Consider the following 22,238-nt stretch of genomic DNA (forward strand, 5'->3'; position numbering starts at 1 on the left):
CGTTATCGTTCCCCGAAGGTTCAGATAACTCGTTTCCGCTCGACTTGCATGTGTTAGGCCTGCCGCCAGCGTTCAATCTGAGCCATGATCAAACTCTTCAATTTAAGATTTTGTTCGGCTCAATGAATACTGAACATTACATAAGTAATGTTTGAATTGACTGTGCTGAATCCGAAGATTCAATGGTCACTTCGTTTCATTGAAACCTAATTTGAAACCGCTCTTTATTAAGAGAAATTTCTAATTGGATTATCATCAACGAGTGCCCACACAGATTGATAGGTCTATATTTTTAAAGAGCACACTTTGAAGTTCTCTTCAAAGTGGACGGCCATTTTAGCTAGATAACTTATCGTGTCAAACACTTTTTTAAGTTATTTATCTGCGAGTTAATTCTTAACTCACTGACCTTGTTGTCTAGGCTTCGCTTAACTTGCTTTCCCTTGACAACGGAGGCGCATTATAGGGCGTTCATTAAGGAACACAAGTGCATTTTTAAAAAAAACTCACCTTTTTAGTTCATTCGTATAGAAAACAGGCAAAAGGTTCTAAAACATTATAGAAAAGGGGCCAAATGGCCCCTTGAATGTGATTTTTATCTCATTTCTTATTGTATCCGTGCAATTACTGATGGGCACGAATTTGGTCATTAGTAACGATTAGCTGCACTTTCTTGTCTGGAACAATTTCACCAGAAAGAATCGATTTGGCTAATGGGTTCTCGACATTCTGTTGAATTGCGCGTTTTAAAGGACGCGCACCATATACAGGGTCGAAACCAACTTGAGCGATCAAATCGAGTGCTTTGTCAGAAACCTCTAGTTGATATCCTTTTTCTTCTAGTCGTTTCGCCAAACGTTCTAATTGAATAGAAGCGATGGACTTGATGTGCTCTTGACCAAGTGGATGGAACACCACGATTTCGTCAACACGGTTCAAGAACTCAGGACGGAAGTGTTTGCTAACCACATCCATTACTTCACTCTTGATACCTTGATAGTCTAATGTTGCGAAATTCTCTTGGATACGAGATGAACCCAAGTTCGATGTCATGATCACAACCGTATTACGGAAGTCAACAGTACGACCTTGACCATCCGTTAAACGCCCATCATCGAGAACTTGCAGCAGAATGTTAAATACATCCGGATGCGCTTTCTCTACTTCATCTAACAAAATTACCGAATACGGCTTGCGACGAACCGCTTCCGTTAAGTAACCACCCTCTTCATATCCGACATAGCCTGGAGGCGCACCAACCAATCTTGCCACTGAGTGTTTCTCCATGAACTCAGACATGTCGATACGGACCATCGCATCTTCGCTGTCGAACATAAAGCTCGCAAGTGTCTTACAAAGCTCTGTTTTACCTACACCAGTTGGACCTAAGAATAAGAAGGAGCCAATTGGTCGGTTTGGATCAGAAAGCCCAGCTCGACTACGACGAATGGCATTCGATACAACAGAGACCGCTTCGCTTTGCCCTACCACACGATTATGCAGTACGTCTTCCATACGAAGTAGTTTCTCTTTTTCCGCTTCTAGCATCTTGGATACTGGGATGCCAGTTTGCTTAGAAAGTACTTCTGCAATCTCGTTGTCGGTTACTTTATTACGCAATAGTGTCATTTCCTGCATTTCCGCTTGGGTTGCAAGATCTAACTGCTTCTCAAGTTCAGGAATACGACCATATTGAAGTTCCGACATGCGGTTTAGATCACCAGCTCGGCGAGCAAACTCCATATCCATACGAGCTTGTTCAAGCTCAGACTTAATATGTTGAGTGCCAGAAAGTGCGGCTTTTTCTGTATTCCAAACCTCTTCTAGTTCAGCGTACTCACGTTCTTTTTCATTGAGTTCTTCATTAAGCGCTTTCAAACGCTTTTCACTCGCTTCGTCGTGCTCGTTACTAAGCGCCTGTTGCTCAATCTTAAGTTGGATGATTTTACGTTCAAGCTTATCTAATGACTCTGGTTTAGAGTCAATTTGTAAACGAATGCTTGAAGCCGCTTCGTCGATTAAGTCGATCGCTTTATCTGGCAGTTGACGGTCAGAAACATAACGATGTGACAAACTCGCCGCTGCAACAATCGCTGGGTCAGTAATTTCAACGTGATGATGAAGCTCATAACGCTCCTTCAAGCCACGTAAAATCGCCACGGTATCCTCAACGGTCGGCTCATCCACCAGCACTTTTTGGAAACGACGTTCTAACGCCGCATCTTTTTCGATGTACTGACGATATTCATCCAGTGTTGTTGCGCCAACACAGTGCAGTTCACCACGGGCTAATGCAGGTTTGAGCATGTTCCCCGCATCCATTGAGCCTTCACCTTTACCCGCACCAACCATAGTGTGGAGCTCGTCGATAAACAGAATGACATTACCTTCTTCTTTAGCGAGTTCATTCAATACCGACTTCAAGCGCTCTTCAAATTCACCACGGTACTTAGCACCAGCAACCAGTGCGCCCATATCTAATGACAGCACACGGCGACCACGCAGACCCTCTGGCACTTCATTGTTGACAATGCGCTGAGCTAAGCCTTCAACAATTGCGGTCTTACCTACGCCAGGTTCACCGATGATCACAGGGTTGTTTTTAGTACGGCGCTGCAATACTTGGATGGTACGGCGAATTTCATCATCACGGCCGATAACCGGATCCAGTTTGCCCTGTTCTGCTCGCTCGGTAAGGTCAATGGTGAACTTTTCCAATGCTTGGCGAAGCTCTTCTGCATTCGGATCATTAACCTTTTGACCACCTCTGATCTTTTCGATTGCTTGGCTAACTTTTTGCTCTGTTAAACCGATCTCTTTGAGTAATTGCCCCAATGGTCCGCGATCTTCTAAAGCAGCAAGCAGGAAGATTTCAGACGAGATATAGGAGTCTTGACGCTTTTGCGCCACTTTGTCACACAGGTTAAACAACGTGCCCATCGAACTAGAGAGCTGTACATCTCCACCGATGCCACTGACTTTTGGTAATCGATCTAGCATTTCACTCAATTTAGAGCGTAAATGCGTTACGTCCACATCCAGCATAGTAAGCAATGGACGAATTGGACTGCCATTTTGGTCAAGCAAAGCCACCATTAGGTGAACTGGCTCGATATATTGATGATCGCGCCCTAACGCTAGTGATTGAGCATCAGAGATAGCGATTTGAAACTTACTTGTGAATCGATCAAGACGCATATCTACCTTCCTAACCTCAACTAAAGGAAATTCTTTTGACAGTTAGAAAGATGGATACTCAGAGGAGGAATTTCAAGGGAGTGAATGAATAAAGATAGCTTTGCAAAAATAGCACTATGCATCTTGGCACTTTAGTGCTTATAACTAATCTTCAATCCAAATAAAGGTGGCTTGCCGACCAGTTTTACCATCACGGCGATACGAATAAAAAGAGGCTTTATCTTGGTAAGTACAAAGTCCAGAGTCAAACACTTGTGTCACACCAGCTCGATTTAGACGTTGCGTTGCCAGCTTTGACATATCAGCCAACCATTTACCTTTAGCCCCTCGTGGCATAAAAGCTTGATGTGCCAGAGAATCGACATCAACAAAAGCTTGCAGAACATCTTCACCGACTTCAAAAGCTTCAGGCCCAATAGCAGGCCCAAGCCACGCTATCACTTCACCTGAAAACAACGCTAATGCATTTTCGACAATACCATTTGCTAAGCCGCGCCACCCTGCATGAACGGCAGCGACCTGCGTGCCTTGTGTATTAGTCAATAATACAGGTAGACAATCGGCGGTCATCGCTGAACAAACAACATGGCTTGAAGAAGTAAATACACCGTCCGCATCAAGCACTTGTGTTGTTGGTTCATTTGCTTGAGCCACAACGGTCGAATGCGTTTGGTTTAACCAGATTGGCGCATTGGGCATGTTCGCCTGCTGCGCCAACCAAGCTCGGTTCTTCTCTACTAAAGACAAATCATCCCCAACGTGAGTACCTAAATTTAGCCCTTGATAAGGGCCTGTCGAAAAACCGCCTATGCGTGTTGAGGCAAAAGCTTTGACATTTTTAGGCGCACGCCAATTCGGAATGATTGTCTTCATCTTAGAACTCTTCCGGTAAACCGTGCTCTTCCGTATCTTGACGAAGCGCTTCAGTCATCGCCACCATGTCATCAGGCACAGGGGCATGGAACTCAAGTACTTCTCCCGTAATTGGATGTTCAAAGCGTAGCATTACGGCGTGCAATGCTTGGCGATCGAAGCCACGGATCATTGCAGTTAGCTCTTCAGAAGCACCTGTCGGGATGCGAGCACGTCCACCATATGCAATATCACCGAGCAGCGGATGCTGAAGGTAAGACATGTGCACACGGATCTGGTGCGTACGACCCGTTTCAAGACGCAGACGGATACGTGTGTGTTCGCGGAAACGTTCAGCGACACGGTAGTGCGTTACCGCTGGTTTACCCATTGGTGCTACCGCCATAAGCGTGCGCTTGGTAGAATGACGACCAATAGGTTGGTCCACTTTACCGCCCGCTGTCATACGACCAATAGCGATCGCTTCGTACTCTCGAGTAATATTACGTTTTTGCAGTGCGCGAACCAGACGAGTTTGTGCAGGAACGGTTTTCGCCACCACCATCAGACCCGTTGTGTCTTTATCCAGACGGTGCACAATACCTGCACGAGGTACTTCTGCGATATCAGGGTAATGATGCAACAACGCATTAAGCACCGTACCATCTGGCGTACCGGCACCTGGGTGAACCACAAAGTCACGAGGCTTATTGATAACGATAATATCGTCATCTTCAAAAACGATATCTAGCGGGATATCTTGCGCTTCCCAGCGTTCTTCATCTTCTAACTCGGCTTGCAATGTAATTTCCTCGCCACCCATTACTTTGGTGCGAGGTTTGGTGACAACTTCACCATTAACTTGAACTTTCCCATCAAGCAGCCACTCTTTCAGGCGCGAGCGAGAGAAGTCCGCGAATAATTCGGCGATAGCTTGGTCTAAACGTTGACCTAACTGGCTATCTTTTACGGTATTTGTTAATACAATCTGCTGAGCCATATCGAACTTTTTTAAAAACTGTGAGACTAATGCTCACGACTGTGAAAAAATAGACTATTACGTCATTGTATCTGTTACTGGAAAGAAAGTAACGGCAGCTTAAGAAATATTTAGATTCAAGGAACAGACTCCTGATATGAAACGTCAGACTTTAACAGGCCTTTTAGCGGTATCCCTTCTGTTTGGATGTGCAAGCAAAGAAGAAATCGTTCCTGATGTGCCGCCTTCGGAACTGTATGCAGACGCACAGATTTCTCTTCAAAGTGGTAATTGGCTTTCTGCAATTGAGAAACTGGAAGCATTAGACTCACGTTACCCATTCGGTGCCTACTCAGAACAGGTGCAGCTTGACCTAATCTATGCGTACTACAAAAACGACGACCTTGCTTTGGGCTTGGCAACCATTTCTCGCTTTATGCGTTTAAACCCAACCCATGAAAAAATGGACTGGGTACTGTACATGCGCGGTCTAAGCCATATGGCGCAAGATCGTAACTTTATGCATGATCTGTTCAGCGTAGATCGAAGCGATCGCGATCCTGAGCCAGTAAAAAAAGCGTTTGATGACTTCAAAAAACTGCTCCAACGCTACCCGAACAGTCCATACGCAGAAGATTCACAAAAACGCATGGTTGCGCTAAAAAACCGCCTAGCGAACTATGACTTAGCGACGGCTGACTTCTACCTCCGCCGTGAAGCCTGGGTAGCTGCAATTAATCGCAGTCAAGAGCTACAAAAAGCATTCCCAGACACCGAAGCGGCACGTAAGTCACTGACTATCCAGCTAGAGGCCTACAAGCAACTCGGTTTGGAAGACGCCGTAGCAAGAACTGAAAAGCTTATCGAGCTCAACCCTGTGAAGTAACTGAGCCGCTTCAAACTAAACCGCCACCGTTTTTACCGTGGCGGTTTTTTATTACCCGCAATAGCGTGTTCTGCCCTTGCTTGATGATCTACGGGGCTCTACATATGCTTAAAGTTCCCCTCCCCTTTATAAAAGGATGTGAACGTGACGATACCTAAGCTATGCGCAGTTATGCTGCTCTTATTGTCTGCTTCCGTTTGCGCACTGCAAATATCACCACTCAAGCAACCTCCTTACACTGGGGATCTCGATGTTATTAAAGAGAAGAATGTTTTACGTGTCCTCGTTTCTGCTGATCTAGGCTTCTATTACATTGAGGGCGGTACACCAAAAGGAATAGGTGCAGAACTGCTGGCGCATTTCGAAAAAGACCTTCGTAAGCTCAAACCGAAACTTAACGTACAAATTATTCCTCTAGCCCGTGACCAACTCCTGCCAGCCTTAGAAAATGGCTCCGGTGATCTAGTCGTCGCCAATCTGACCATTACCAACACACGTAAACAGAAAGTCGATTTTAGTTCACCCATTCTTACTGGTATTGACGAGTGGATAGTCACGAACAAAAGCACACCAGCCATGACTAACATTGAGCAACTGAGCGGCAAAGAGGTTTGGGTACGTGCCAGTTCTAGCTACTTTGAGAGTATTCAAGCACTAAATAAGAAGCTAAATAAAAAAGGCTTGCCACCCGTTGTCGTACATTTTATTGAAGAAACACTGCAAGACTACGAACTGGTTGGGATGCTCAATAACGGCTACGTCAAAGCCATTGTTCTCGATAGTCATAAAGCCAAACTTTGGCTGAAAGTGATGGATGATATTCGAGCTCACCCAGAAATCCCTATTCGTGAAAATGGTAAAATCGCTTGGGCAATGCGGGAAAACAGCCCAAGTTTGAAAGCCGTCGTGAACAAGTTTATTCAGAAATCTCGTTCTGGGACACTGCTCGGTAACGTCATTTACGGAAAATACATCGATAACACAGGTTGGCTAAACAAAGCCCTTAACCCCAACAAAATTGCTCAACTAGAAAAGCTTGCTACGTTGTTTTCACGCTATGGTGAGAAGTACGATATCGACTATCTACTGATCGCAGCCGTCGCTTATAAAGAGTCCGGCTTTAATAACGACCTCGTTGGAAGTCGAGGTGCAGTCGGCATAATGCAAGTTCTACCCAGCACGGCTCGAGACCCTAATATCAATATCAAAAACGTTCGGCAGCTAGAAAACAATATTCATGCTGGCGTGAAGTATTTAGCATTTTTGCGTAAACAGTACTTCAGTGATCCTGCTATTACGGCGGAAAATAAACTCTACTTTACCTTAGCGGCTTACAATGCTGGCCCCGGGAATGTAGAACGAATTCGTAAACGTGCAGCCCAGCAAGGCTACGATCCTAATGTTTGGTTCAATAACGTGGAAGTCGTTATGCGGAAAAGTTTAAGCTCAACGGTTGGATACGTTACCAGCATTAATCGCTATTACGTTATATACAAACAGCTAGAAAGTTTGGACCAAGTCAAAAGTCTAGAGCGGGTATCACTGGCTCCAAAGGATCCCTTCTTCATGATACCGCTACGAAAAGTCAGTCAAACGCCAGACACAAAAAAGCCGCTTGTACAATAAGCGGCTTTGTAAATAAATTCGTCTGAGAGACTCAGTGACTGTCATCACACTTTACGTATAGTTAAATTTTAACCACCTCTAATATTAGGCCGTAAAACTTCCCTAAAAACGAAGACGTTTTCAGCTGAGTACTCTATCCAATCTACGGATTTACTAACCGATAACAAGCAATTTCACGATAAATCTCAGCAGATCTTGAGTGAGATCACATTCATTTTTCATCATAAAAAACCCGAACAAAATAATGATCTGAGTCACATTTTTTTATACTTAAAGCGGTAATCTGAACTCAACCCATGAGGGATGCAACAGAGGAAAAACACTTATGACAATGAATATCACTGGCAAAAACATCGAAATCACCTCTGCAATCCGAGCTCATATTGAGAGCAAGTTTAAAAAACTGGAGAAATGGCAAGTAGACCTAATTGGTTGCCAAGCAACTTTCAGTGAGGAACCAAACAAACAGAAGAAATTCGAAGCGGTTATTAAAGTTCCTAAAGGCCAGCTCATTGCCTCAGCAACTCACGAAGATCTTTACGCAGCTATCAACGAAGTGGAGCAAAAACTAGAACGACAATTGAACAAGCTGACCCACAAACCTGAAGCTCGACGTGCAAATAAGCCTGAGCTAGTGGAAGAAGAAGAGTAAACTGACCAGATTGAGGAAATAGCGCCGAAAGGCGCTATTTTTTTGCTTGACGCTCTCCCCTGCCTTGCTTATTGTGTTTAAACACTCATAAATTAAGCACTATTTATGCATTTAACCTCACTGTTTATTTTTGACTTCTTTTTCCTCCCATAGTCGGAGGGGCGAACTCGTTTGTGAAAGAAAAGTCAAAAACAAACAGAAAGCCTCCCAAATCGGGAGGCTTTTTTATAAGGAAAGAATTGATGACTGACCAACCTATTTCCCTCGAAGAAATTCGTTTGCGCTTGAATGAGCTAGATGACCAACTTCTCAGCTTATTGTCTGAGCGCCGTAAACTCAGCATTGAAGTAGCCAAAAGCAAAGTACAAACCTCAAAACCCGTTCGTGATGCCGTTCGAGAACAACAACTATTAGTTAAGCTGATTTCTAATGGCCGAGATAAATACGAACTCGACGCGCAGTACATCACTAAACTTTTCCATACCATCATTGAAGACTCTGTGCTTCTTCAGCAAAGTTACCTGCAAAACCTCGTTAACCCGCAACAAAGTCGTAAGCCACTTGCTCGCGTCGCTTTCTTAGGAGCCAAAGGCTCTTACTCGCACTTGGCAAGCCGCGAATACTTCAGCCGTAAAAATACAGAACTTATCGAGCTCAACTGCGAACACTTCAAAGAAGTGACTCAAACAGTAGAATCGGGCCATGCTGATTATGGTGTTCTGCCTATCGAAAACACCAGCTCAGGCTCTATTAATGAAGTGTATGACCTACTACAACACACGACGCTGTACATCGTTGGAGAGCTAACTCAACCAATCGAGCACTGCTTGGTTGCGAAAAAAGACATTCGTCTGGAAAACATTAAAACGCTGTATTCACATCCTCAGCCACACCAACAGTGCAGTGAGTTTTTAAGCCGTATGAAAGGTGTAAAACTGGAGTCTTGCGCCAGCACGGCAGATGCAATGCAAAAAGTCCAAGAGATGGATCGTGATGATGTTGCTGCAATTGGTAATGCATCAAGCGGTAAGCTATACGGCTTGCAAGCAATTCAAGGCAACATCGCAAACCAAACTGAGAACCATACTCGTTTTATCGTGGTTGCTCGCAAACCAGTTGAGGTTTCAACTCAGATTCCAGCAAAAACCACCTTGATTATGTCGACCTCCCAAGAGGCTGGCTCATTGGTTGAAACACTATTAGTGCTGCAACGTTACGGCATCAATATGACCAAGCTAGAATCACGTCCAATTATGGGGAACCCATGGGAAGAAATGTTCTACGTAGACTTGGAATCCCATCTTGCTTCGACAGAAATGCAACAGGCACTAGAAGAGCTAACAAAAATAACTAAACACTTGAAAGTATTAGGCTGTTACCCTAGTGAGAACGTAAAGCCTACCCAAGTAAAATTGAGTTAATAGACACCAGTGAGTAAAAAGATCATGGCAACCCAAAAAGTCGTAATCGCATCGCTAAACCCAGCTAAAATTAATGCCGTTCAAAGTGCATTTAACAGTGCATTTCCGCACCAAGAGTTCCACTTCGTCGGCGTCAGTGTACCTAGTGAAGTCGCAGATCAACCTATGACTGATGAAGAAACTCATCGCGGTGCACTAAACCGCGTTAAAAACGCAAAAGTAGAGATGCCAAACGCGGATTACTATGTCGGACTTGAAGCGGGAATTGAAACAAACGTGACGTTCGCGTGGATGGTTATTGAGTCGAATACTCACCGCGGTGAATCTCGCTCTGCGAGCTTAATGCTGCCGCCCAAAGTATTGGAAAAACTCGAGCATGCGAATGAGCTGGGAGATGTCATGGATGAGGTGTTTGGTACCGAGAACATCAAACAGAAAGGTGGTGCCATCAGCCTGCTCACCCAAAACCAGCTGACTCGAAGTTCGGTTTACCATCAAGCCTTGATTCTGGCTCTGATTCCATTCACAAACCCTGAGCACTTCCCTTCAAATTTATAACGCTCATCCTATTCGCTAAGTACGAAAAAGGGCGGATATTTCCGCCCTTTTTAACACGTTATCTTAACCACTTGTGATACCAATACCTAAAAGCGAATTGGAATCACTGGCTACTTAGATACCGCAACTTGCTCTAACAAAACCTTGAGTTTGTCTTTCTCTTCATCAGATTTAGACTTTAACTCGTTAGAGCCACGAGTAATAGTGGCAATACCCACGCCAAGCATCTGGCTGATCTGGCGTTGAGATAATTCTCCTTTAAGAAGCTCGTTAATAATATTAACGCGTGATATTAATGATTCTCTCTCATCACGTGACATCAGCATGGTTAACAGCATGTCATCTTGCTCACTGTCCATGCTAGTTCGAATTAGCTCAATAATCTGTTGCCAGTCTTTGTACTCGGGTTCGTGCGACATCAAGTTACCTCACTCAATACTTGGTATTGATCTCATGTTGATTCAAGAACGCGCCATCGATACCCAAAAGATCACGGTAATATGTTTCAAACATCAGGATGTTTTGTACATAACCGCGTGTCTCTCTAAATGGAATTGCCTCAATAAAGGCATAAGCATCCACTTTTCCTTGGGTACGCTCTCGCCACGTTTTTACTCTGTTAGGACCTGCATTATAAGCAGCAAGAGCAAAAATACGATTATTATCGTAATCCTCTAATAAGCCTTGCAAATAATGGCTACCAATTTCGATATTTTTGCCCACATTGTAGAGGTCCTGCGTACCTTGATAACTCAACTTATATTTACGTGCTGTGTACTTTGCTGTAGCGGGCATGATCTGCATAAGACCACGAGCACCAACTGGAGAACGGGCTTCGACATCCAACGCACTTTCCTGTCGAGCTAGGGACATCATCGTTACGGGATCTATGTTGTGTTTTTTTGCATAAAAGTTAAACCACCAGCGATGCGCAATCGGGAACCTCAGTTCGATATTATCCCACATCTGCGCTTGAATACTCGCGGTCACCGTTAGGTTATGCCAACGCTTAGAAGACGCATAAGCCGCCAGCATCGCCTTTTCATCTTTCCCTACGCGGCGCAATAAATGTGCCCATTCACTTTTCGCTGCTGCAATTTTATCCGTCGCGATCAACTCTTCAATACGAACTAACGAGTCTTGATAGGGTTGAACCACTCGCTTATCAAACTTAACCGTATGCGTAGGGTATTTGATTGATTGTCCAATCGCATTGGCGGCTGCCACACTATAGAAGTTTCGCTGCCCGACCAAAGTCGCTAAACGCTGTTTCCCTGCGATGTCATCACCTAACGCAATTTCACTTCGTCCAAGCCAGTATTGCCAGCGAAGCGACGCTTGCTCCTCTTTATTGAGAACGGCAATCCACTCTTGTACGCCCTTCCAATCCGCGTTCTGAATCGCTAAGCGAATGCGAGTTTCAATGAGCGGTAAGTACTGGCTGGTTTTCGTTTTATCATCGCGCCACTTAGCTAGTGACTCAGACTCCGTACGGGTCAATCGAAATGCGATATAGTCAGCCAGGGCTTGCGCCTTTTCTGGAGAAAACTTCTGCCCTTTAATGACGGCATCATACGCACTCTGCGCTTGACTGGTATTCATGCGAGCTAGCTTTTCCAGCGCATATTCGCTTTGCGCTCGATTAAAATCATTAGCCGGTTTTTTCTTCGCGAACTCCGCAACGCTTGAAGGGTTATCAAACAACGCCTTCATTTCTTTCGCTTGTTGCCTTGCCTGCGAGGATTTAGGCAGTTTAAGTAAGTAACTCATCAAACTGCCATTACGTGCATCAAACGCCAGTAGCATACGCTGGAGAATTAATTCATCAGTACGTTCACCGGCCTTGTCCCATGCTGCGAATAATGGATCGCACTCATCGGCAATACTTCTGCCACGCAACCACATATGCTCAGCCCCTTTAAACGCGGCGACTTTCTTACCTTGCTCTAACTGAGCCACGTAGAAAATACATTGGTAACGCTCGCCACTTGGAATGACTTTTTGAAACTCAGTAATGGTTTTCCAATCTTTTTGCTTATAAAGATGGTTGAGGTATGGAGCGCGAACACGACGAGAAAAAGGAAACGACTCGTACTCCGAAATAAATTCGTTCACCTGCTGTGGCGATTTTTCCGGTAACTGTCTAATAAACGTTCGGTAGTCCACATAAGGCGTCAGTGGATAGTCAGAAATTTTAGGACGGATCGAAAGGTATCCGTCGATGTCATTTTTATCTAATAAATCTTGAGCTTGCTCATAAACTTCACGCTGCTTTTCCAAGCTCAGCGCGGCATTAGCACTCAAACTCATCGCACACAGCGCGGCTGCACAGCATACGTTTTTAGCCAATTCAGATACGTTGAATCTCATTTGTGTCATTTTCCCCAGACATATACTGCCCCAAAGCCTCGTTTTGTTAGCGTTCATGTGATGTTAAGGCAATTTTCACACATGCATCTATTTACACAGAATGCAGATGTCCATGTAAAGCAACTTAGTGTATTAAAAATTGTACTCGTGAAACTTTTAAGACGATGGAGACAAGGAGTTCCTAACTTGTGCAGAAAGCACTTCGTCATTTATAACGAATAACAAAAGTGTATACCCTAACCGTGTAAGTTTCCGGTCAGCTCAAAATAAGAAATCCATTCGAAAGGGAAATTCTTGCAATGCGGTAACAAAAACAAAGCACTTGGTATAAAATGATGGGTTTGAATGACAGTTAATTTAGGAACGATCGGCAATGGCTGAATACGTATATACCATGTCGCGGGTGAGCAAGATTGTGCCACCTAAGCGTCAAATTCTTAAAGACATCTCTCTGAGCTTCTTCCCTGGTGCGAAAATCGGTGTTTTAGGTCTGAACGGTGCAGGTAAATCCACACTGCTACGTATCATGGCAGGTATCGACACGGATATCGACGGTGAAGCACGTCCACAACCTGGTCTAAACGTAGGCTACCTACCCCAGGAGCCAGTATTAGACGAATCAAAAACCGTTCGTGAAGTTGTTGAAGAAGCAGTTGCTGACGTTGCTGACGCACTGAAACGTTTGGATGCGGTCTATGCGGCTTACGCAGAACCAGATGCAGACTTCGACGCACTTGCAAAAGAGCAAGGCGAACTTGAAGCTCTGATCCAAGCGAAAGATGGTCACAACCTAGAAAACGCACTTGAGCGAGCAGCAAACGCACTTCGTTTACCTGAATGGGACCAAAAAATTGCGCACCTATCAGGTGGTGAACGCCGCCGTGTCGCTATTTGTCGCCTGCTACTTTCTAAGCCAGACATGCTGCTGCTTGATGAGCCTACCAACCACCTAGATGCAGAATCTGTTGCTTGGCTAGAGCGCTTCTTAGTGGATTACACAGGTACTGTAGTCGCTATCACCCACGACCGTTACTTCCTAGATAACGCCGCGGGTTGGATCTTAGAGCTTGACCGTGGTGAAGGTATCCCATGGGAAGGTAACTACACCTCATGGTTGGAGCAAAAAGACGCTCGTCTACAACAAGAAGCATCTCAAGAAAGTGCTCGTCAAAAAACCATCGAGAAAGAACTTGAGTGGGTACGTAAAAACCCTAAAGGTCGTCAAGCGAAATCAAAAGCACGTATGGCACGCTTTGAAGAACTGCAAAGCTCTGATCACCAAAAACGTAACGAAACCAATGAACTGTTTATCCCGCCAGGTGAGCGCCTAGGTGATAAAGTTATTGAAGTGAAGAACCTAACGAAGTCATTTGACGGCCGTGTTCTAATTGATGACCTATCATTCAGCATCCCTAAAGGTGCGATTGTTGGTATCATCGGTGCGAACGGCGCAGGTAAATCGACCCTATTCAAGATGTTAAGTGGTACTGAACAACCAGATTCAGGCACAATTGAAATGGGCGACACTGTGAAACTTGCATCGGTCGATCAGTTCCGTGACAGCATGGACGATTCTAAAACCGTATTCCAAGAGATTTCTGAAGGCGCAGATATCATTAAGATCAACAACTTCGAAATCCCTGCTCGCGCGTACTGTTCACGCTTTAACTTTAAAGGCAGCGACCAACAAAAAATCATTGGTGAGCTATCAGGTGGTGAGCGTAACCGTGTCCACCTTGCGAAACTGCTTAAAGCGGGCGGTAACGTGTTACTACTCGACGAACCGACCAACGACCTTGACGTGGAAACACTGCGTGCTCTAGAAGAAGCACTACTAGAGTTCCCTGGTTGTGCAATGGTTATCTCGCACGACCGTTGGTTCCTTGACCGTATCGCGACCCACATCATTGACTACCGTGACGAAGGCCAAGTTAACTTCTACGAAGGTAACTACACCGAGTACATGGACTGGTTGAAGAAAACGTTGGGCCCTGAAGCCGCAGAACCACACCGCATCAAATACAAGCGTATTGCGAAGTAATCGCAACCCGCAAAGTTTGATTGTAATTTGTACAAAGGCCGCTATCATAGCGGCCTTTGTTTTCTTTGTTATAAAAAAGAGCTCATTAGCCCGTCTCGTTCGTTAAGAACATGACATTGCACTTACGTCACTCTGTAGCGACCTCGACACTTTTCAAACAGCAATCGAACATTTTTTGTTCGTATTGATATACTATTCAATTCTGTTTGAAGACATGACGAGAAAATGCACATGGCAGAGAGACGACGCTTTTCACGCATTCTCCATCAAGCGCCAGCGAAGGTAGAACAACGTGACTTGGCAATTGAAGCTAGGATTCAAGATCTTTCCTTACATGGTTTACTCATGAAAGTGGAAGAGACTGAGGCTTTGGATCCAACCCTTCCAGCCCATGTTACTTTTTCATTTGATCAATCTGAACAAGTGATTACGTTAAAAGCGCAAATTGTGGATGTTTCTAAGTGTGAGATTAGGTTAAAGATCATCAAGATAGACATCGAGAGCATTAGCCAACTAAAACGATTTATAGAATTGAATGTAGGCAATAACGACCTTCTGAACCGAGAGTTAGAACATCTCTCTGATTTAGGAGAAAAATAAATGAACGCCTATTTAAGTAACAATAACTATGTCTAAAAAAATCATCATGCAGATCCCGACGAAAGACGGCGATCAGCAGTTCTATTTGGGCCGCAGTTCGGTCCTAGCAGTATTTGCTTCGGTATTGGCATTACCCGCCGTCGTTGGTGGCGCGTGGTATCTCAATCAACAGCAGATACACAATAAAGACGAACTAACACAAACCATCGCCAAACTAGAAAGTGAAAAGGCCGAAATCACCGCTCTTTATGAAGAGCAGCTTGATACCAACCACTCGCTTTCTCAGTCATTGACCGATAAAAACAATCAAATTCAGCTATTAGGAAAACGAGTATTCGACGTCGAATCGGTTCTAGGTCTCGCTGACGAAGAGCTGATGATCGATGAAAACAACATGGCGTTAGAAGAGCGAATTGATGCAGCAGCTATCGATTCCGCGGTTCGAGCAACCATGTTTCGTTTGATTCCAAATGATAGCCCAGTGACATACCAACGTATTTCTTCTTCCTACGGCAGTCGCATTAATCCTATTTCAGGTAAACGACACGTTCATACTGGTATCGATCTTACCTGTAAACGAGGAGAAGAAATCCTCGCACCTGCAGACGGAGTGGTGGAAACCGTTCGCCCGAGTAATCGTGGCTATGGCAACTATGTCACTATTCGTCATTCATTTGGCTTTATGAGCTCCTTTGCTCACTTACAACGCTTTAAAGTGAAAAGCGGCCAATTTGTCAGTAAAGGCGATGTGATTGCTCAATGTGGTAGTTCAGGTAATTCCACTGGCCCGCACCTGCATTATGAGGTGCGCTTTCTCGGGCGAGCACTCAACCCTCAATACTTGATGGAGTGGACACCTGAAAACTTCAATTATGTATTTGAAAAAGAGAAAAAAGTGAAATGGGGCCCTTTAGTTCAATTGATTGATAATGTCGTGCGTCTGCAAGTCAATTTAACCAACTCCCCCTATCGCGACACCAGTATCAATACAGTATCAAGTGAAGATACCAGCAATACCGCGACTAACTGATTTATCTCTCGACACAAAAAAGAGCAGCGTAAGCTGCTCTTTTCGTTTCGGGCTCCACACGGATAGATAACCCGCGATTAACCGCGATGAATATTATCATTCGCCTGTTTGAGTAAGTTTTGGCTCTCATTCATAAATTGTTGTGAATAATCACCAAACCACTCACTCACCTGCTCAAAGCTTTCGACAAATTTGGCTTTATCTTTGCTATCCAAAATCGCAAGTGCTTCGCCGAAGCGTTGGTGGAATCGCTTAATCATGTCGATGTTTTCTTGCGATGAGAGAATAATGTCACCGTAGAGGTTTGGATCCTGACCAAACAGACGCCCTACCATCGCCAACTCCAGGCGGTAGATTGGTGAGCTCAACTTTAACAGTTGCTCAATGTTCGGGTTCTCTTTGCTTAGATGCATGCCGTAAGCAAATGAGGTGAAGTGACGCAGCGCTTGGATTAACGTCATGCCATGATCGTGCTCTTGCGCATCAATCTGGCACAAGCTCGCGCCCCAAATACCAAACTGTTGCAGCAACCATTGGTATTGATCATTTCCACGCCCATCACAGTACACAATCACCTGCTTGGCAAGGCTCGGCACATCTGGGCCAAACATTGGGTGTAAACCAACCACCGGTCCTTGGTGCACATTCAACATTGCTTGCAGTGGCTTAGATTTTATAGAAGTCAGGTCACACAGAATACAGTCTTGTGGCAGATTACCTAGCTTTTCAATCACACCTTCTGTTAGGTGAATTGGCACAGTAACCACCACCAGGCCCGCATCTTTTAGGATGTCATCCGCACGATCCCAGTCTTTGCTACCAAGCACTTTGACTTGATAACCAGATAACTTAAACATACGCCCAAACAGGCCGCCTAACTGGCCATTACCACCAATAATGACCACTGAGCGTAATTCAGGGTTCAAACACTTAAAACCGGAGTCTTTTTCACTGGCATAAGACTCACGCATGGTACGACGCAGAATATCTTCAATAAGCTGTGGAGGAATTCCCATTTTCTCAGCTTCTGCTCGGCGAGAAGCCAGCATCGCCGCTTCACGATCAGGGGCATAAATAGGCAAACCATGTTCGCTTTTTACTTCCCCAACTTTCTCTACGAGCGCCAAACGCTGAGCTAATAGCTCCAACATTTGCTTGTCGACTGCATCAATCTGATCGCGTAATGCGTTAAGTTCAACTGCCATTGATGTTCCTTAAATCCTGTATTAATTAGCCTTTAGACGATTTTCTAAGAAAGGCACTAGCTCTTCATGTGCATGACGTAATAGTGCCTCAGTTGAATCCCAATTGATACATGCGTCAGTGATAGATACACCGTATTTCATCTCTTCAAGAGCTAAGTCAGAAGATTGATTTCCTTCATTGATATGGCTTTCAATCATAAGGCCGATAATGGACTTATTACCTTCACGGATTTGGTGAATAACATCTTCTGCGACTAATGGCTGGCGACGGTAATCTTTACGTGAGTTGGCGTGACTACAATCCACCATTAATGATGCATCAAGGCCAGATTTCGCCATTTCTTGCTCACACTCAGTAACTGACACTGAGTCGTAGTTAGTTTGCTTGCCGCCACGTAAGATCACATGCCCATTAGCATTACCCTGAGTGGTCAATAGCGCTACTTGTCCCTCACGGTTAATTCCCATAAAACGGTGGCTAGAAGACGCAGCTTGCATCGCATTGATTGCGGTTGCCAAACTGCCATCCGTGCCATTTTTAAAACCGATTGGCATAGACAGGCCACTTGCCATTTCACGGTGAGTTTGTGACTCCGTAGTACGTGCGCCGATCGCAGCCCAACTAAAAGTATCCGCCAAGTATTGTGGGCTAATTGGGTCCAGAGCTTCAGTCGCGAGCGGGATTTCCATCTCTGCCAATTCCACTAGCAGTTCGCGTCCAACATGCAGACCATGTTCAATATCGAAGCTGCCATCGAGGTGCGGATCGTTAATCAGCCCTTTCCAGCCGACCGTGGTGCGTGGTTTTTCAAAGTAAACACGCATAACAATATACAGTTGGTCACTTAGTTGTTCAGAGAGCGCTTTAAGACGTTTTGCGTAATCCTTCGCCGCTTCCACGTCGTGGATAGAACATGGACCACATACAACCAGCAGGCGATGATCCTTTTTATGAATAATATTAGCGATAGTTTGGCGAGACTCTTGAATAAAGCGGCGCGCTTTTTCACTCAAAGGAAGCTTGGTTTTTAGCTCCTCTGGGGTAATAAGAACCTGCTCTTCGCTAATATTAATATTGCTCAACTCACTTTTCTGCATAACTCTAACCTGTATATTTATTTTTACACCCAACCAAATCCTTGGTGAGACAACTAAGCTTTAACGACAAGATAACAGGCTAAAAAAGAAAAACAAGCGTACACAATAAAAAACATTTGGTGTAAGTTTTTATTTACAGATAAATAAAAAGCCAAAGTATAATTAACTTTAGCTTCTAATCGGTGTTTTGAATCGTTTACAAGAGGTTTAGCTGGTCAAGCGTTTCATCGCTTCACTCGCCGCTTTCCACTCTTGAGATAACTTGAGATCGCTTAGAGAAAACGACTGTTTTTTCAGTAACGCATCCGCCAGTGGCACTGTTGATACTGGCAAGTTATCCAACACCTCAATGTGTGCTTCACGCTTATTACACATCAATAGCATATCGCAACCGGCTTTCAAGGCTTGAGCCCCACGCTCGGCAGGGCTACCCATGATTGCAGCGCCTTCCATCGTCAGATCATCGGAGAAAACCAAGCCTTTAAAACCGAGTTGCTGTCGCAAAACTTGTTTCAACCAGTATTCTGAACCACTCGCAGGCTGAGAGTCGTAGTTCGGAAAAATAACGTGAGCAGGCATCATGGCATCTAAAATACCGGCATCAATTTGCGCTTTAAAGATAGCCATGTCTTGTTCAAAAATGTCGCTGCGCTCGTCGTATGGCGTTTCTAAGTGTGAGTCAGCAATCACACCACCGTGACCCGGGAAGTGTTTGCCTGTTGTTGCCATTCCAACGCTCTTCATACCCTGCATGTAAGCGGTGCTAAATCGAAGAATGGTATCGGCATCTTCGCCAAATGCTCGGTTACCGATCGCTTTACATTGATGACCTTTATCGAGCACGGGTGCAAAGCTTAAATCAATGTCGTGTGCTATCAACTCCGCTGCCATTAGCCAACCGCCCATACATGCTAACTCTTCACCATTTTGATGTTTGGCGTATTCTTCGGCTGCAGGGATCAACGAGAAACCTTCACGGAAGCGTTGTACTCGCCCCCCTTCTTGATCCACACCGATCAAAATCGGGCGCTTGGCTGCCTTGCGGATTGATTGAGTAAGTGCTTGAAGCTGTTCACTATCATGATAGTTACGAGCAAATAGAATTAAGCCACCAACCGTAGGATGTTCCAGAATTTCTTTGTCTTCAGCGGTCAGTTCATAACCCGCGACGTCAACCCATAACGGTCCCATGTTTTCTCCTCAAAATCGGCTGAATATCTCGTATTCGATGAGGTTATTCGCTTCAGATTTGCTTTACAATAAGTGAATGAAGAATTGACGAGATCGGCTATGAAATTTAACGAACTGTACATTGGTGTGATGTCTGGAACGAGTATGGACGGCGTTGATACCGCTCTGGTTGAAATAAGTGATGAGCACGTTCGTCTGGTTGCGCACGACGATTACCCAATGCCCGCAGCACTGAAAGAAATGCTGTTATCTGTTTGTACCGGTCAAGCCACAAATTTAAAAGCCATAGGTGAATTGGATCACCAACTTGGCCACCTCTTCGCTGACGCCGTTTTACAACTGCTCAATAAGTCTGGCTACGTCGCGGAACAAATTCGTGCGATTGGTAATCACGGTCAAACGGTATTCCACCAACCTACTGGAGAGTTACCCTTTACCACTCAGTTGGGTGATGCCAACATCATCGCAGTGAAAACAGGGATTGATACGGTTGCAGATTTTAGACGTAAAGATATGGCGCTAGGTGGTCAAGGTGCACCGCTGGTTCCCGCTTTTCATAAAAGTATCTTTGCCATGCAAGATTCCACCACCGTCGTGCTGAACATCGGTGGCATTGCCAACATCTCTGTACTGCATCCCGAGCAACCAGTCATTGGCTATGACACAGGTCCGGGCAACATGTTGATGGACGCGTGGTGTGCACTGCACACTGGGCAAAGCTTCGACAAAGATGCACAATTTGCACTGAAAGGAACGGTAAACGCTACTTTGTTGACTCAATTACTTAAAGAAGCTTACCTCGCCATGCCAGCACCTAAAAGTACCGGGCGAGAACTGTTCAATATTGACTGGCTGCATCAGCAACTGGCTCATTACAATTTACCAACCGAAGACGTACAGCGTACACTCTGCGAATATTCTGCGATTACCATTGCCAACGAAGTCGACAAGTTTTCTCATGGCATCACGCCTCAACTATTGGTCTGTGGCGGTGGAGCAAGAAACCCACTTTTGATGCAGCGACTGGCCAAGTTATTGCCACAATGGAGCGTTGCGACAACGGCAGAAAAAGGCGTTGATGGCGACTACATGGAAGCAATGGCGTTTGCTTGGCTTGCGCAGCGCCATATTCACGGCCTCCCTAGCAACTTACCGGAAGTTACGGGGGCAAGTCGTCTCGCTTCACTGGGTGTACTCTATTCAAAAAATTAAGGGCAATAGATCCTAAACAAAAAGGCTTAATTCATTATGACGAACGATGCACTTATCGCAGCTTTATCCCATCTGGTATCTGAAGGGCGAAATCCAGACACCATGGACATCGACTTGCTGCCTTCTCTCGATATTGTTCAACGCATCAACCAACAGGACAAACTCGTTCCTCTTGCCGTTGAAAAAGTGTTGCCTGAGATCGCTGAAGCCGTTGATAAGATCACGGAAGCATTTAAGGTCGGAGGTCGGTTGTTTTACATCGGTGCAGGCACCAGTGGTCGGCTCGGCGTCTTGGACGCTTCAGAATGCCCGCCGACTTTTGGCACGGATCCTGAGATGGTCGTTGGTATTATTGCGGGTGGAAAAGAGGCAATGTTCCGTGCAAAAGAAGGGGCAGAGGACGATCCTGCACTAGGCGAGCAAGATCTTAAAGAGAATGCGCTAACACAACGCGATGTCGTCGTTGGTATTGCGGCAAGTGGACGAACACCGTACGTGATTGGTGGCTTAGAGTATGCGAACGAACTTGGTGCCACCACTGTAGCACTATCTTGTAACCCTGACTCTCCGATTGCAGATATTGCCGATATTGCGATCAGCCCCGTTGTTGGACCTGAAGCGTTAACGGGATCCACTCGCTTAAAATCAGGGACGGCGCAAAAGCTCGTCCTGAACATGCTCACTACTGCAAGCATGATTCGCCTAGGCAAAAGTTATCAGAACTTAATGGTAGATGTGAAAGCGACAAATGCAAAGCTAGTTGCAAGAGCGGCTCGTATTGTTATGCAAGCAACAGATTGTACTAACCAAGAGGCTAAAACTGCGCTCAAAGAAACGGACTACGACGCCAAGTTAGCTATTTTGATGATTTTAACCGGGCTGGATAAAGAAAGCGCGACTGAGCAACTGAAAGCCAAACAAGGATATTTAAGAAAAGTCGTGATCGATCAAGCGAATCAATCTTAATCAATAAAGCGCCTCACTTATTTAAAAGTCAGGCGCCTTTTATGGCTTAATTTAGTAGTTCAATCGTTCAATGTGAGTAATACCGACTTTACCTTCAAGGTCGCTGAACATATGAACCATTGCTGGGTATGGTTGTGCTCCAGGGTAGACAACTTCTGCATTACAGAAAAACGCATAGTTTTGTCCGGCTACGACTTGAGTAGCCACAACCAAAGGGGAATATTTGACGCCGACAAACCCCTCGATACCTTTAGCAAATACTTCTTTATCCTCTGCTTTGAGTTCATTAAATGGACTCCAGCCACCAGCCATTTGCGTTGACATAATGTGATTCCTTTTTTCTGTGCTCACTA

The 22,238-nt window shown here is 44.9% G+C and carries 19 protein-coding genes, 1 rRNA gene and 1 other annotated feature; of the genes, 10 read left to right on the forward strand and 10 right to left on the reverse strand.

The genetic code is table 11. From position 1 onward, the window contains the following. From L3V27_RS12455 to rluD, 4 genes are all read right to left on the reverse strand, one after another. A 16S ribosomal RNA gene (locus tag L3V27_RS12455) occupies positions 1 to 104 on the reverse strand; the annotation flags it as partial. Between the two features lie 520 nt (positions 105 to 624). Then, complete coding sequence (clpB, locus tag L3V27_RS12460; protein ID WP_005397478.1) at positions 625 to 3,198, reverse strand: ATP-dependent chaperone ClpB; 2,574 nt, start codon at positions 3,196 to 3,198, stop codon at positions 625 to 627. Between the two features lie 144 nt (positions 3,199 to 3,342). Further along, entirely contained in the window at positions 3,343 to 4,071 is a 729-nt protein-coding gene (gene pgeF, locus L3V27_RS12465) for a peptidoglycan editing factor PgeF (RefSeq protein WP_167426869.1), read from the reverse strand. Position 4,072: 1 nt separating this feature from the next. Continuing rightward, positions 4,073 to 5,050, reverse strand: coding sequence for a 23S rRNA pseudouridine(1911/1915/1917) synthase RluD (gene rluD, locus L3V27_RS12470; protein WP_005385913.1), 978 nt, complete (start codon positions 5,048 to 5,050; stop codon positions 4,073 to 4,075). Between the two features lie 136 nt (positions 5,051 to 5,186). On the opposite strand from rluD, the gene L3V27_RS12475 reads away from it, so the two are divergent. From L3V27_RS12475 to yjjX, 5 genes are all read left to right on the forward strand, one after another. Further along, a complete protein-coding gene (locus L3V27_RS12475; RefSeq protein ID WP_006743118.1) occupies positions 5,187 to 5,915 on the forward strand; it encodes an outer membrane protein assembly factor BamD in 729 nt (242 codons plus the stop codon). A gap of 144 nt (positions 5,916 to 6,059) precedes the next feature. Beyond that, the gene (locus L3V27_RS12480) at positions 6,060 to 7,541 is read left to right on the forward strand and encodes a lytic transglycosylase F (RefSeq protein ID WP_318526467.1); all 1,482 of its coding nucleotides are present in this window, start codon (positions 6,060 to 6,062) and stop codon (positions 7,539 to 7,541) included. Between the two features lie 325 nt (positions 7,542 to 7,866). Further along, complete coding sequence (gene raiA, locus L3V27_RS12485) at positions 7,867 to 8,193, forward strand: ribosome-associated translation inhibitor RaiA (RefSeq protein WP_005397484.1); 327 nt, start codon at positions 7,867 to 7,869, stop codon at positions 8,191 to 8,193. Between the two features lie 108 nt (positions 8,194 to 8,301). Then, positions 8,302 to 8,423, forward strand: a sequence feature (Phe leader region). A gap of 12 nt (positions 8,424 to 8,435) precedes the next feature. Beyond that, on the forward strand, positions 8,436 to 9,614 hold the full coding sequence (gene pheA, locus L3V27_RS12490; protein ID WP_005397485.1) for a prephenate dehydratase: 1,179 nt from the start codon (positions 8,436 to 8,438) through the stop codon (positions 9,612 to 9,614). Positions 9,615 to 9,638: 24 nt separating this feature from the next. Then, a complete protein-coding gene (gene yjjX, locus L3V27_RS12495) occupies positions 9,639 to 10,172 on the forward strand; it encodes an inosine/xanthosine triphosphatase (RefSeq protein WP_237311967.1) in 534 nt (177 codons plus the stop codon). Between the two features lie 110 nt (positions 10,173 to 10,282). Here yjjX and trpR read toward each other — a convergent pair whose 3' ends face one another. Beyond that, positions 10,283 to 10,591 carry a trp operon repressor gene (trpR, locus tag L3V27_RS12500; protein ID WP_012842123.1) on the reverse strand — a complete coding sequence of 103 codons (309 nt, stop codon included), beginning with the start codon at positions 10,589 to 10,591 and terminating at the stop codon, positions 10,283 to 10,285. A gap of 13 nt (positions 10,592 to 10,604) precedes the next feature. Further along, positions 10,605 to 12,542 (reverse strand): murein transglycosylase, encoded by a 1,938-nt coding sequence (gene sltY, locus L3V27_RS12505; protein ID WP_205408348.1) that lies wholly within the window; start codon positions 12,540 to 12,542, stop codon positions 10,605 to 10,607. A gap of 373 nt (positions 12,543 to 12,915) precedes the next feature. On the opposite strand from sltY, the gene ettA reads away from it, so the two are divergent. The 3 genes from ettA to L3V27_RS12520 all read left to right on the forward strand — a co-directional run bounded on the left by ettA (position 12,916) and on the right by L3V27_RS12520 (position 16,213). Further along, positions 12,916 to 14,583 (forward strand): energy-dependent translational throttle protein EttA, encoded by a 1,668-nt coding sequence (gene ettA / locus L3V27_RS12510; protein ID WP_005381894.1) that lies wholly within the window; start codon positions 12,916 to 12,918, stop codon positions 14,581 to 14,583. A gap of 231 nt (positions 14,584 to 14,814) precedes the next feature. Beyond that, positions 14,815 to 15,183 (forward strand): PilZ domain-containing protein, encoded by a 369-nt coding sequence (locus tag L3V27_RS12515; protein WP_237309056.1) that lies wholly within the window; start codon positions 14,815 to 14,817, stop codon positions 15,181 to 15,183. Positions 15,184 to 15,211: 28 nt separating this feature from the next. Next, entirely contained in the window at positions 15,212 to 16,213 is a 1,002-nt protein-coding gene (locus L3V27_RS12520) for a M23 family metallopeptidase (RefSeq protein ID WP_005397491.1), read from the forward strand. 77 nt (positions 16,214 to 16,290) lie between these two features. Here L3V27_RS12520 and tyrA read toward each other — a convergent pair whose 3' ends face one another. From tyrA to nagZ, 3 genes are all read right to left on the reverse strand, one after another. Continuing rightward, positions 16,291 to 17,418, reverse strand: coding sequence for a bifunctional chorismate mutase/prephenate dehydrogenase (gene tyrA, locus L3V27_RS12525; protein ID WP_006743113.1), 1,128 nt, complete (start codon positions 17,416 to 17,418; stop codon positions 16,291 to 16,293). Positions 17,419 to 17,439: 21 nt separating this feature from the next. Next, positions 17,440 to 18,516: a 3-deoxy-7-phosphoheptulonate synthase gene (locus L3V27_RS12530; protein ID WP_005397501.1), complete on the reverse strand. Its 1,077-nt coding sequence runs from the start codon at positions 18,514 to 18,516 to the stop codon at positions 17,440 to 17,442. Positions 18,517 to 18,723: 207 nt separating this feature from the next. After that, positions 18,724 to 19,707, reverse strand: a complete 984-nt coding sequence (nagZ, locus tag L3V27_RS12535; protein ID WP_237311969.1) for a beta-N-acetylhexosaminidase — start codon at positions 19,705 to 19,707, stop codon at positions 18,724 to 18,726. 99 nt (positions 19,708 to 19,806) lie between these two features. Here nagZ and L3V27_RS12540 point away from each other — a divergent pair, with 99 nt between their 5' ends. Then, positions 19,807 to 20,919, forward strand: a complete 1,113-nt coding sequence (locus L3V27_RS12540) for an anhydro-N-acetylmuramic acid kinase (RefSeq protein ID WP_237311971.1) — start codon at positions 19,807 to 19,809, stop codon at positions 20,917 to 20,919. Between the two features lie 36 nt (positions 20,920 to 20,955). Next, positions 20,956 to 21,885, forward strand: coding sequence for an N-acetylmuramic acid 6-phosphate etherase (gene murQ / locus L3V27_RS12545; protein ID WP_134647790.1), 930 nt, complete (start codon positions 20,956 to 20,958; stop codon positions 21,883 to 21,885). Positions 21,886 to 21,936: 51 nt separating this feature from the next. On the opposite strand, the gene L3V27_RS12550 is transcribed toward murQ, so the two are convergent. Next, a complete protein-coding gene (locus tag L3V27_RS12550) occupies positions 21,937 to 22,209 on the reverse strand; it encodes a hypothetical protein (RefSeq protein WP_012842127.1) in 273 nt (90 codons plus the stop codon). Positions 22,210 to 22,238 lie beyond the last annotated feature (29 nt).

Source organism: Vibrio sp. J2-3(2022) (assembly GCF_021725735.1).
Lineage (GTDB): Bacteria > Pseudomonadota > Gammaproteobacteria > Enterobacterales > Vibrionaceae > Vibrio > Vibrio diabolicus.